Origin of the sequence: Actinomadura pelletieri DSM 43383, from assembly GCF_003634705.1 — a bacterium.
Classification (GTDB): Bacteria; Actinomycetota; Actinomycetes; order Streptosporangiales; family Streptosporangiaceae; genus Spirillospora; species Spirillospora pelletieri.
The window spans coordinates 342013-354199 of the sequence record NZ_RBWU01000007.1 but is presented as its reverse complement, the minus strand read 5'-3'; the positions used below and the strand labels follow the sequence as shown (position 1 = coordinate 354199).

The 12187-nt window shown below is 72.8% G+C and carries 10 protein-coding genes; 5 read left to right on the top strand and 5 right to left on the bottom strand.

Annotation, left to right across the window (positions count from 1 at the left end; all coding sequences use genetic code 11):
* Positions 1–52: 52 nt before the first annotated feature.
* Together BZB76_RS29845 and BZB76_RS29840 are read right to left on the bottom strand one after the other, a co-directional pair.
* The gene (locus tag BZB76_RS29845; RefSeq protein WP_121437757.1) at positions 53–955 is read right to left on the bottom strand and encodes a YegS/Rv2252/BmrU family lipid kinase; all 903 of its coding nucleotides are present in this window, start codon (positions 953–955) and stop codon (positions 53–55) included.
* A gap of 10 nt (positions 956–965) precedes the next feature.
* The gene (locus BZB76_RS29840) at positions 966–2669 is read right to left on the bottom strand and encodes an FAD-binding oxidoreductase (protein WP_121437756.1); all 1704 of its coding nucleotides are present in this window, start codon (positions 2667–2669) and stop codon (positions 966–968) included.
* 76 nt (positions 2670–2745) lie between these two features.
* On the opposite strand from BZB76_RS29840, the gene BZB76_RS29835 reads away from it, so the two are divergent.
* From BZB76_RS29835 to BZB76_RS29820, 4 genes are all read left to right on the top strand, one after another.
* Positions 2746–3345, top strand: a complete 600-nt coding sequence (locus tag BZB76_RS29835) for a TetR/AcrR family transcriptional regulator (protein WP_121437755.1) — start codon at positions 2746–2748, stop codon at positions 3343–3345.
* On the top strand, positions 3342–4907 hold the full coding sequence (locus BZB76_RS29830) for a glycerol-3-phosphate dehydrogenase/oxidase (RefSeq protein WP_121437754.1): 1566 nt from the start codon (positions 3342–3344) through the stop codon (positions 4905–4907). Before BZB76_RS29835 ends, BZB76_RS29830 begins: the two co-directional genes overlap by 4 nt.
* Before the next feature lie 87 nt (positions 4908–4994).
* A complete protein-coding gene (locus BZB76_RS29825; RefSeq protein ID WP_121437753.1) occupies positions 4995–5909 on the top strand; it encodes a sucrase ferredoxin in 915 nt (304 codons plus the stop codon).
* 183 nt (positions 5910–6092) lie between these two features.
* On the top strand, positions 6093–6389 hold the full coding sequence (locus BZB76_RS29820) for a WhiB family transcriptional regulator (RefSeq protein WP_075901375.1): 297 nt from the start codon (positions 6093–6095) through the stop codon (positions 6387–6389).
* Between the two features lie 350 nt (positions 6390–6739).
* Here the strand turns inward: BZB76_RS29820 and BZB76_RS29815 are convergent, their stop codons facing one another.
* From BZB76_RS29815 to BZB76_RS29805, 3 genes are all read right to left on the bottom strand, one after another.
* Positions 6740–7444 carry a phosphoribosyltransferase gene (locus BZB76_RS29815; RefSeq protein ID WP_121437752.1) on the bottom strand — a complete coding sequence of 235 codons (705 nt, stop codon included), beginning with the start codon at positions 7442–7444 and terminating at the stop codon, positions 6740–6742.
* A 117-nt stretch (positions 7445–7561) separates the two neighbouring features.
* The gene (locus tag BZB76_RS29810) at positions 7562–8566 is read right to left on the bottom strand and encodes a phosphotriesterase family protein (RefSeq protein WP_121437751.1); all 1005 of its coding nucleotides are present in this window, start codon (positions 8564–8566) and stop codon (positions 7562–7564) included.
* Positions 8567–8605: 39 nt separating this feature from the next.
* Entirely contained in the window at positions 8606–9736 is a 1131-nt protein-coding gene (locus tag BZB76_RS29805; protein ID WP_246007301.1) for a YihY/virulence factor BrkB family protein, read from the bottom strand.
* 778 nt (positions 9737–10514) lie between these two features.
* Here BZB76_RS29805 and BZB76_RS29800 point away from each other — a divergent pair.
* Positions 10515–12182 (top strand): nitrite/sulfite reductase, encoded by a 1668-nt coding sequence (locus BZB76_RS29800; RefSeq protein WP_211343250.1) that lies wholly within the window; start codon positions 10515–10517, stop codon positions 12180–12182.
* Positions 12183–12187: the final 5 nt, after the last annotated feature.

The window sequence follows — 12187 nt, the reverse complement described above, 5'->3', positions numbered from 1 at the left end:
CGTAATGCCGACGTAAATCGACCCAAACTTCGGGCCAAGTCGGGGCGGACGTTCAGGGCGCCAGAACGCGCAGCGCGCCCGGCATCACCCGTGCCGTGACGGGCAGCAGGCCGGGCAGTTCGCCGTCCGCGCCGTACGGGAGCGTCCTGCCGGGCGGGCCCGCCAGCTCGATCCGTACCTCCTCGCCCCGCATGACCTCCACCTCGGGACGGCGCACGTGCGCGCCGTCCTCCAGCTCCCGCATGACGGCGAAGAAGAGCCGTTTCGGCGCCGTCCGGATGAGGATCACGTCGAGGAGCCCGTCGTCGACGCGCGCGTCGGGGGCGATGTGCTTGCCGAACCCGTAGTAGCCGGAGTTCGCCGCGACGACCGTGTACCCCTGCCGCTCCCTGGTCTCGCCGTCCACCGTGATCACGTAGTCGGCGGCCCGCCAGGTGGCGATCGCGCGCAGCGCGCCGAAGTAGTACGCGGCGGAACCGCGCAGCAGCCGCGTCCGGTTGGCGTTGTCGTTGGCGACCGCGTCGACGCCCGCGTAGACGCTGCCGAGGACGGCCGTCCCGTTGGCGTCGATCGCGTCCACGGCGCGCGGCTCGCCCTCCAACAGCAGCTTCGCCAGCTCCCCGGGGTCGGACGGGATGCCGAGCTGCCGCGCGAAGTCGTTGCCGCGCCCCGCCGGGACGATGCCGAAGACCGCGCCGCTCGCGGCGTCCAGTTCGGCGAGCGCCCCGCCGACGCAGCCGACCATGCCGTCGCCGCCGACGCCGAGCACGACGCGTCCGGCCGCGGCGGCGGCGCGGGCGACGTCCGCCGCGTGCACCAGACCGCGGCTGTACTCCACCTCGACCTCGGCGCCCGACTCGCGCAGCAGCCGGGCCACCTCCAACACCGACGAGGCGGACGCGGAATCGCCCGCCGCCGGGTTGACCACGGCGGTGAACGCCCGTGCCTCGCCCACGTGTTACCCCCTAGACCGGTGGGACGAGCACGCCCGGGTTGAGGATCCCGGCCGGGTCGACCCTGTCCTTGACGGCGCGGAGCACCGCCGCGCCCAGCGGCCCGATCTCCCGGGCGTACCAGTCGCGATGGTCGGTCCCCACCCCGTGATGATGGCTGATCGTGCCGCCCGCGTCGACGATCGCCTCGCAGGCGGCGCGCTTCGCCCGTGCCCAGTGTTCGACCGGGTCTTTGCCCTGTGCGGACACGACGGTGAAGTACAGGGACGCCCCGGACGGGTACACGTGCGAGATGTGGCACATCACCAACGGCGGCGTGCCCGCGTCGGACAGCGCGCCGGTCAGGGCGTCCCGGACGGCACCGTACAGGGCCGGAACGTTCGACCAGAACGTCGCCGTCTCCACCGTCTCGGCGAACGCCCCGACGTCCAGAAGCGCGTCACGCAGGTAGGGCGCGTCGAAACGGCCCCGCTCCCACTTCTCGCCTGGCCCGGCGCCGAGCGGTTCGCCACCGGCGGCGCGCAGGACGTCCGCCACCCCGGCCCGCCGCTCCGCGACCCGTCCGACCGTACCCTCGAACCCGACCACCGCCAGACAGCCCCCGTCCTCCAGCCCCCACCCACCACCATCCAACGGACGAGCTCCGCTCGACCCCCCGTCCTCCAGCCCCCACCCACCACCATCCAACGGACGAGCTCCGCTCGGCGTCCCGTCCTGCACCCCTCCGTTTCCGGGCGCGGACGGGTCGGTGAGGCCGACCATGGTCTCGGTCTCGTCGGAGAGGCGCAGCACCGCGGGCAGCGGTCCGTCCTGGGCCAGGCGTCGCAGCGCGGCGGCGCCCTCGTCGAACGACGCGAAGCGCCAGCCCTCGTACGCGCGTGCCTCCGGGACGGGCTGGATCCGGACGGTCACCGACGTGATCACGCCGAGGGCGCCCTCCGAGCCGAGGACGAGCTGCCGCAGATCGGGCCCGGCGGCGGACCGCGGCGCCCGGCCGAGGTCGAGGTCGCCCTCCGGCGTCGCGACGGTGAGGGCGACGACCAGGTCGTCGAACCGCCCGTACCCGGCCGACGCCTGTCCGCTGGACCGGGTCGCCGCGAACCCGCCGATCGACGCCCACTCGTACGACTGCGGGAAGTGTCCGAGGGTGTAGCCGCGCTCGGCCAGCAGCGTCTCGGCGGCGGGGGCGCGCAGGCCGGGTTGCAGGACGGCGGTCCGCGACACCTCGTCGATCGAGACGAGCGCGTCCATGCGCCGCAGGTCGAGGGCGACGAACGCGTCCGGTGCGCCCCCGGGACCGCTCGGGGCGAGACCGCCGACGACCGAGGTGCCGCCACCGAACGGGACCACCGCGACCCGGTACCGGGCGCAGGCCCGCAGCACCGCGACGACCTCGTCGTGCGTGCCGGGCAGGACGACCGCGTCCGGGGCGTCGGACGCCTGCCCGGCGCGGATGCGCAGCAGGTCGGGCGTCGACCTGCCGCGCGTGTGCCGGACGCGCGTCTCGGTGTCGGCGCGGACGTTGCGGTCGCCCACGATCCGGGCGAGCGCGGTCAGGATCTCCGCCGGCAGCCGGGGCTCGGGGACCTCGACGTCCGCCAGCGCGACCGGCGCCGTCTCCCCCGGCCGGACACCGAGCAGGTCGCGCAGCAGCGCCACCACCGGTTCCGGCAGCGGCGCGGCCCGGTCGGGGTCGCCCCAGCCGCTCCACAGCATGTCCCTCGTCCGCACCGCACGCCTCCCCCGTCCTGGGCCTGCCGGCTGATCGACCACCGGGCTTACACTGTGACACATGACGTCGAATCGTCACAACAGGCGGACCGCCGATGACACCGTCCTGGACGCCGCCCGCGACTGCGTACTGGCCGTCGGCGTGCGCCGGACGACGCTCACCGACATCGCGCGCCGCGCGGGCGTGTCGCGGATGACGCTGTACCGCCGCTGGCCGGACGTCCGCACGATCGTCACCGATCTGATGACCCGCGAGTGGGTCGGGCTCGGCGACTCGCTGCAACCGCCGGACGACGACGGTCCCGTCCGGCCCGGGTTCGTGGCCGGCCTGGTCGCCGGCGTGCGGACGTTCCGCGACCATCCGCTGCTCCGCAAGATCGTCGAGGTGGACCCGGAGTTGCTGCTCCCCTACGTCCTGGACCGCTGCGGCGAGAGCCAACTGGTGTTCCTGGAGCTGTTCGAGGAGGTGCTGCGGGCGGGCCACGCCGACGGCACGATTCGCCGCGACCATCCGGCACGGCAGGCGCGGGCGGTGCTGCTGGTCGTGCAGACCTACGTGCTGTCCGCGCCGACCATGATCGACGACGCCGATCCCGATCTGGGCCCCGACGCCTTCGACGCCGAACTGCACCACATCCTGGAGAGGATGCTCGCGCCGTGAAGACCCCGGATCCGCGCACGTCGCTCAACGCCGCACGCAGGGAACGCGAGCTAGCCGCGCTCCCGGACGAGGTCCTGGACGTGCTGGTCGTCGGCCTCGGCGCGACCGGGGCGGGCGCCGCGCTGGACGCCGCGTCCCGGGGCCTGTCCGTCGCCGCGATCGACGCCCACGACCTGGCGTTCGGCACGTCCCGGTGGAGTTCCAAGCTGATCCACGGCGGGCTGCGCTACCTGGCGTCCGGGCAGGTGGACGTGGCGCACGAGAGCGCGGTCGAACGCGGTGTGCTGATGCGGCACACCGCGCCGCATCTCGTCCGCGCGCTGCCGTTCGTCACGCCGCTGACGCCGCTCGTGCCGCGTTCCCGGGCCATCGCCACCCTGGCCGCCTACCGCGCCGGGGACGCGCTGCGGCTCGCCGCGCGCACCCCGCGGTCGACGCTGCCGGGGCCGCGGCGTCTGTCGGCGGTCGAGACGCTGCGGCTGGCGCCGGCGCTGCGCCCGTACGGGCTGCGCGGCGGGCTGCTGTCGTGGGACGGCCAGCTCGCCGACGACGCGCGGCTCGTCACCGCGATCGCCCGGACCGCGGCCGGGCACGGCGCCCGCGTCCTCACCCGCTGCCGCGCGGTCGCGCTCTCCGGCGACGGGGCGCGGGTGCGGGACGAGCTGACCGGCCGGGAGTTCACCGTCCGGGCGCGGTCGGTGGTGAACGCGACCGGGGTGTGGGCGGGCGGGCTGGTGGACGGGGTCCGGTTGCGCCCGTCGCGCGGCACCCACCTCGTGGTGCGGGCGGAGGCGCTGCGCGGTCCCACGGCCGGGACACAGGTGCCCGTGCCGGACGCGGCCAGCCGGTTCCTGCTGGTCATGCCGCAGGGCGACGGCCGTGTCTACGTGGGCCTGACCGACGAGCCCACCGACGGCCCGATCCCGGACGTGCCGGAGCCGACGGACGGCGAGATCGGGTTCCTGCTCGACGTCCTCAACTCGGCCATGGACGTCCCCGTCCGGCGCGCGGACGTCGTCGGCGCGTTCGCCGGGCTCCGTCCCCTGCTGGATCTCGGTGACGGCCGCAGCACCGCCGACATCTCCCGGCGGCACGCCGTGCTGACCTCGCGGGACGGGGTCGTCACGATCGTCGGCGGCAAGCTCACCACCTACCGGCGGATGGCGCAGGACGCCGTCGACGCGGCCGTCCGCGCGGGCGGCCTGGACGCGGGCCCGAGTCGCACCGCGCGGCTCCCCCTCGTCGGCGCGGCGTCGCGCGGGCCGCTCGACGCGCTGGACGCGCCGGCGCGCCTCGTCCAGCGGTACGGGACGGAGGCGCCGATGCTGGTCACTCTCGCCGGGGACGACCCGGCCCTGCTGGAACCGGTCGTCCCGGGGCTGCCGGTGCTCGGCGTGGAGTTGGCGTGGGCGGTGCGGCACGAGGGCGCGCTGGACACCGGTGACCTGCTCGATCGGCGCACCCGGATCGGGTTGGTCGCGTCCGACCGGGCGGCCGCGCTTCCGGTCGCGAAGGGGCTGCTCAACGCTTGGCGTGAGGTCCACCACGGTGTCACCCGCTGACCGTCCGAACGCACTCCCCCGACATGTTTGACCGATGCACGTTAGGTTATCCTTACCTAATTGCCGGAAGATCAACGGGGGACTCTTGTGACGCGCGGCAACGGCTGCGGGCATTGCCCGGGTAGCCACACCGGCCAACGGCCGTGTCTGGCGAGCGCCACCGAGAAGGCGCGGTCGTGGCTGCTCATCGAGCATCCCGGCCCCTGGCCCGAGCACGTGGCGGACCTCGCCCGACCCGTTCCGGTCGCCGAGGCCGTGCGGGCCGCCCTGCTGGCGGGCGTCCGTCCCCAGCTGATCCGCCGGGCGGGACGCCGCCGCGCCGTACCGCCCGTCCAGGTCTACGCCGTGTTCTCGCACGGGGAACGCGCCTGGATCGAGGGGCGCGAACTCGCCGACCCGGCCGAGTTGGCCGAGCTCGACCTGGACGCGCTCGCCGCCGGACGGTCGCCGGGCCTCGGCGACCGGGTGCTTGAGCCGGTGTTCCTGGTCTGCACGCACGGCCGCCGCAACGCCTGCTGCGCCCGCACCGGCGCGCCGCTGGCCCGGTCGCTCACCGCCCGCTTCGGCCGCCGGGTGTGGGAGACCACCCACGTCGGCGGCGACCGGTTCGCGGCGAACCTGGTGTGCCTGCCCCACGGGATCTGCTACGGCGACCTCGGCGAGGCGGAGGCGGTGGCTGCGGCGAACGCCTACCTGCGGGGCGAGGTCGTCCTCGACCGGCTGCGCGGACGTGCGGGAACGTCCGAGCCCGCGCAGGCCGTCGAGCATTTCGTCCGGGCCCACACCGGGCGGCTCGGGCTGGACGACGTGACCGACGTGACCGTGAAACCCATCACGGGAACATCTCGGCACAAAGGGGTTGTTACCGTACAAGGGAGCCGCTACCACATCGTCGTGGAGGCCGTCCAGCAGTCCGCCCCCTGTGGACCGGACTGCGGGGAGAACCTGAAAACCTACCTTGTTAGGGAACTCACCCTTCTCAACGAGGCGGCCCTCGTGTAATCTCACTGAGGCCCCATTCGAGGGTCTCCCTGTCGCACGTCACCTGGTTTCCGGAGTAACCGGACGGGAACAGAGCGGCAACTCCAGACGTTGGACCATTCGGCGCTTCTGACTTCATGTCACTCGAAGCATGTCGAGCGTCCATGTCCCGAATTTGTTCGAACCAATCAAGGTGGGTGTTCCATGGCTCAGGTACGTCGGCAGGCAAACCTCCCTCGTCCCAGCTGGGGCTGGCAGGACGCCGCGGCGTGCCGGGGGGAAGACCTCGTCCTCTTCTTCGGTCCCGACGGTGAGCGCCAGCCCGAGCGGGAGATCCGCGAACGCAAGGCCAAGCAGATCTGCATGGGCTGCCCCGTCCGTACGGACTGCCTGGACTACGCGGTGTCCAGGCCCGAGAAGTACGGCACGTGGGGCGGCCTCAACGAAGACGAGCGCGCCTCCGAGCGTCGCCGCCGGATGCGCCGCGCCAACGCCGCGTAGCCAGTCGGCGGAGCCCGACCGGCGGGATCGGCCGGCAGGGCTCGACGGAGGGTCGGTACGCAGGCGCCAGAACGCTCCCATCGCGAACCCCGGCACGCCACCAAGAAAACGACACGGCCCCGCATCGCGGGGCCGTTTGCGTTGCCCGGTCCCGGTCCCGCGAACGGGGCCCTCGATCGGGTCGGGTCGCTTCGTCCCGGCAGTGTCACAAGTGCGTCACATGTCAGGGCTCATCATCGGGACATTCCGCGAATCCACGCCATTACCGCAAGGGGCGTCCGCCGCGTGGCCAATTGCCAGAATTCGCCACACCATTTGTTCGGACGGCGGCGTCGCCGTCCGGCGGCGGCTCAGCCCGCTCCCCGGGCCCGCGCGGCCCGGTCCAGCCAGGCGATCACGTTCTCGTCGGTGAGCTGCTCGAAGTCGCGGTACCACTGCCCGACCGCGCGGAACTCCCCCGGAGCGGCCGGCACCACCAGGTCGTCCACCTCGGGTTCCAGGCCGTGGACGGTCTCGGCGGCGCCCACCGGCACCGCCAGCACCAGCCGCGACGGGCCGCGCTCGCGCAGCGCCCGTACGGCGGCCCGCGCGGTCCCGCCCGTGGCCAGGCCGTCGTCCACGACGATCACCGACCGTCCGGCGGTCTCCGGCAGCGGGCGCCCGCGCCGGTAGACCGCCACCCGGCGGTCCAGCTCGGCGCGCTCGGCCTCCACCGTGCCGGCCAGGTCCGCCTCGCCGAGCCCGAGCCTGCGCAGCAGCGCGCCGTCGAACACCGGCGAGCCTCCCTCAGCGATCGCCCCGACCCCGAGCTCGGGCTGCGGCGGATAGCCGATCTTGCGGGTCACCAGGACGTCGAGCGGCGATCCGAGCCGTGTCGCGATCTCGTAGCCGACGGGAACCCCGCCGCGCGGCAGCGCGAGGACGACCGCGCCGTCCAACCCCATCGGGACGAGTCGCTCGGCGAGCACCCGCCCGGCATCGGTGCGGTCGGTGTAGGGGAGCCGGACGGTCTCGGTCTGCTGGAAGCCTCCGCGTGAGGTTCTGTTCCAGGACATCGGCGCACCCCCTTCCGGGGGAAGCCCTACCCACTCCCGCCACCGTTACCGACGTCCGCGACGCCCGCCGGGGAAGGGCCGCCGGGCCTGTACGGGGCCTGTACGGGCCCGGACGGCTCAGGCGGAACCGGTGAGCCAGCGCAGCGGGTTGTCGCGCAGGATCGCGTCGAGGGTCGCGTCGTCCGCGCCCGCAGCCCGCAGCGCGGGCAGGAACGTGTCGAAGAGGTAGCCGTACCCGGCGCCGCCGTACTTCGTGACCCGGGTCATCCGGGACACCCCCGTGCTCAGCAGCACCCGCGAGGCGTGCCCGGCCTCCAGCAGATCCATGACGAAGCGGACGCGGGCGCCGATCGCCGCGTGGTCCTCCCCCGCGAGCCCGAGCGTGCCGAACGACACATAGGCGCCCGTCTCCGCGATCTTGCGGTGCAGGCCGGGGTCGTCGACGCGGTCCTGCTGGCCGACGGCGACGCGGTCCGGGGACAGCCCGGCGGCGGTGAGGATCTCCAGCTGGGCGAGGCCGGCGCGGCCGTACGTCGCCACCGACAGCCCCGAGTAGCGGGCCGCCCGCGCGGCGGCGCGCAGGCACAGCTCCTCGGTCTCGGTCGGCGCCTCGCCCCACGTGCCGATCTCACCGATGACACCGGGCAGCGCGTTGGTGCCGTCCAGGCCGAACCCGACCTCGGCGAGGAGCCGCTCGGCCAACCGGTCGACACCGGACCGGCCGTCCCGGGCCGCGGTCCCCCCGTCGCGGTCGGCGTCCAGGGCCTCACGGACGTACGACGGATGGAACGGCTCGGTGAACACGCCCGTCCCGGCGACGACCGCGACCCGCGCCCCGGTGCTGATCCGGGTGAGCGCGGCGGCGTCGCGTCCCATGCCGGAGCAGGTCAGGTCGACGACGAGCCCGAGGCCGTGCTCCCTGCGCAGGGCGGCGAGTTCCCGCTGGACGGGCTTCTCCTCGTCCAGGAACCGGCGCGGGTCGGACTCGGCCAGCCGCGGACGCGCCGGCCAGCGCAGGTCCATCCGCAGGTGCTCGTGTGACAGCACCGGCCCGGTGATCTCGGACGTCGCGATCGTGCCGGTCACGGTCCGGAGCCGGCCTCGGTCCACTCGGGGGGTCATGTCAGGCGAGGTTACGACATGTTTCGCCTTTTCAGGCCCTCAACCGGCGCTGTTTTTACCTCCCGGCCCCCCGGACTCCGCCTCGCCCTCGGCCCGGCCGTCGGGTCGAACGTCCGGCCCGTCGTCCTCGCCGTGCTGCGGTCGCTCGTCCTCCGCCGCGAGTTCGGCCCGCGCACGGGCGGTGATCTCGCTCGGCCACCGCCGGTCGATCTCGGCGTTCAGCGTCGCCCCGATCAGCACCGCCAGCGCCGCGACGTACAGCCAGGCGAGCAGGGCGATCGCCGCGGCCAGCGACCCGTACACCGACACGCCGCTCAGCGACCCGGTCAGGTAGATCCGCAGCGTGATGCTGCCGACGATCCAGATCAGCAGCGCCACCGCCGCGCCCGGCACGGCCCGCGACCACGCCGTCCGCACCGGGACGCTCACGTGGTAGAGGGTCGCCAGAAAGACGATCGACAGGGTCACCACGACCGGCCAGTACAGCAACTGGACGGCCTCGGCGCTCTCCGGCAACGCCTTGCGCACCAGCGTGGGCCCGGCCACCAGCAGCGGGACGACGACCAGCAGGAGCAGCAGGCCGATGAGGTAGAGCAAGAACGCGCGCAGCCGGGTGCGGATCACGCCGCGGATCCCGGACAGCCCGTAGGCGATGGTGATGGTGTCCACATAGACGTTGGTGGCACGCGAACCCGCCCACAGCGAGAGCAGGAAGCTGAGCGACACGATGTCGGGGCTGCCGCCCTTGATCACGTCGTCGATCAGCGGGGCGACGGTGTTGTCCACCGCATCCCTGGTGAGGACCTGCTGGGAATGCTCGATCGCCCACGCGCGGATCTCGGCGACGGTGCCCGGCCCGATCGCGCCGCGCAGGTGCCCCATCGTGCCGATCAGCCCGAGGACCAGCGGCGGCAGCGACAGCAACGCGAAGAACGCGGCCTCGGCGGCCAGTCCCGTCACCCGGTACCGGAACGCGCCGACCGCCGTGTCCTTGACCAGGGTCCAGCCGACCCGACCCCATGTCTCGACCGTCGCGCGGGCACGACCGGCCAGGTCGCGTCCGGGCTCCCGGTCGTCGGGACCGGAGCCCGGGGCGGGGCCGCCGGGGTCGCCCTCGGGTCGGGGGTCCCCGGCCGGGGAGACGCCCGCGGCGTCGGAGACGGTGGTCACACCGCCCCACCGTAGAGCGTTACGCCCCCGGAACATGCCGCATCGCCCATCCGAACCTCTCGCCGGGGGCTCACCTTCCGGTTCGCTCCACCGCCCATCGTGGTGATCCGCTCCGCGCGTCGCGTTACGACCGCCTCCCCCGCCCGATCATCTCGCAGGTTTCCCCCGCGTTCCCCGCGCATCACTTCCGCCATACCCGCTTTGACGGAGCGGAACGTCCACCCGACCATGATCGTCTCCGGACGTACCGGACGAGGGCGGAGGTGTGGGACGAGGCACGGACGAGGCAGGGACGAGGCATCGGCGTCCATCGGTGACAATGGAAGGCGTGATATGCCAGTCGTGCCGAGAGCGCCGCCACGAGGAGTGCCGCGGCGGGTCCTGGTGCGACTGCCAGCACCATCCCGGAACGGCGACACGCGAACCGCGGCCGTCCGGGAGCGACCCCACCACCGGTCCCGCGGGCGACGAGGCCGAGCCGCCGGTGAATTGGAGACGGCAAGGATGACACATCTCACCCGTCCGTATGGGGGACGTAACTGGACAGTCCGCAAGACGGCATGTCACAGTTCAGGTATGACTGCCGCGGACCCGTTGCTGGCCAAGCGCCGGCACGTCGACTTTCTCCGCGTCCGCAGCGCGATCTGTCGGTGACGCTCCGACCACGCCCCTGCTCAGCCGGGCGCGTGGTGCATCGGCGTCATCGTTGACTCACCCAGCTCAGTGCCGAGCCGGCCGCTCCTGACTGCCGGTGCGCTACGCGTCCCTCACATCACAGATGAGGACGCGCGCCGTGCCACCCGCGATCAAGCGCAAGAAGGCCGAGGGCCAGTGGGCCCTCGGCTATCACGAACCTCTCAACAAGAACGAAGAGAACAAGAAGAACGACGACGGTCTGAACGTCCGGCGCCGCATCATCGAGATCTACTCCAAGACCGGGTTCGACTCCATCGACCCGGCCGACCTGCGCGGCCGGTTCCGCTGGATGGGCCTGTACACGCAGCGCCGCCCCGGCATCGACGGCGGCAAGACCGGCGCGCTCGAGGACGAGGACCTCGAGGACCGCTACTTCATGATGCGGGTGCGGATCGACGGCGGGCAGCTGAGCGGCCCGCAGCTCCGCACGATCGCCGACATCTCCACCCGGTACGCGCGCGGCACCGCCGACATCACCGACCGGCAGAACGTCCAGCTGCACTGGGTGCGGATCGAGGACGTCCCCGCGATCTGGGAGGCCCTCGAAGCGGTCGGGCTGCACACGATGGAGGCGTGCGGCGACGTCCCCCGCGTCATCATCGGCTGTCCCCTCGCCGGCATCGCGGCCGACGAGGTCATCGACGCGACGCCGCAGCTGCGCGACATCCACGACAGGTACATCGGTTCCCCCGAGTTCTCCAACCTGCCGCGCAAGTTCAAGACGGCGATGTCGGGCTGCACGGCGCACTGCACCGTCCACGAGATCAACGACATCGCGTTCGTCGGGGTCGTGAACGAGGCCGGTGAGACCGGGTACGCGCTGTTCGTCGGCGGCGGGCTGTCCACCAACCCGATGTTCGCGCAGAGCCTCGGCGTGTTCGTCAAGCCGGAGCAGGCCACCGAGGTGTGGCACGGCGTCACCTCGATCTTCCGCGACTACGGGTACCGGCGGCTGCGCAGCCGCGCCCGGCTGAAGTTCCTGATGAAGGACTGGGGCGCGGCGAAGTTCCGCGAGGTGCTGGAGAAGGAGTACCTCGGCTACGCGCTGCCGGACGGCCCCGAGCCCGCCGCGCCGCTCCCCCGCCGCGACCACGTCGGGATCCACCCGCAGCAGGACGGCAACTTCTACGTCGGGTTCGCGCCGCGCGTCGGCCGCGTGAACGGCGAGCTGCTGGGCGTCATCGGCGACCTGGCCGAGCGCTACGGCACCGGACGGGTCCGGACGACGAACGAGCAGAAGATGGTCATCCTGGACGTCCCCGAGGAGAACACCGAGGAGCTCGCCGCGGAACTGGCGAAGCACGACCTGCAGGTCCGTCCGTCGACGTTCCGCCGCCACACGATGGCGTGCACCGGCATCGAGTACTGCAAGCTCGCGATCGTCGACACCAAGCAGCGGTCCATGGACCTGATCGACGAGCTGGAGAAGCGGCTCCCCGACTTCGACCAGCCGCTCACCATCAACGTCAACGGCTGCCCCAACGCGTGCGCCCGCATCCAGGTCGCCGACATCGGCCTGAAGGGCCAGCTCGTCGTGGACGAGAACGGCGACCAGGTCGAGGGCTTCCAGATCCACCTCGGCGGACAGCTCGGCGCGTCGTTCGGCAAGAAGGTCCGCGGGCTGAAGACCACGTCGGCGGGGCTCACCGACTACGTGGAGCGGGTCGTCCGCAAGTTCGACGAGCAGCGCACCGACGGCGAGACGTTCGCCGCCTGGGTGCACCGCGCCGACGAGGCGGACCTCAAGTGAGCGGA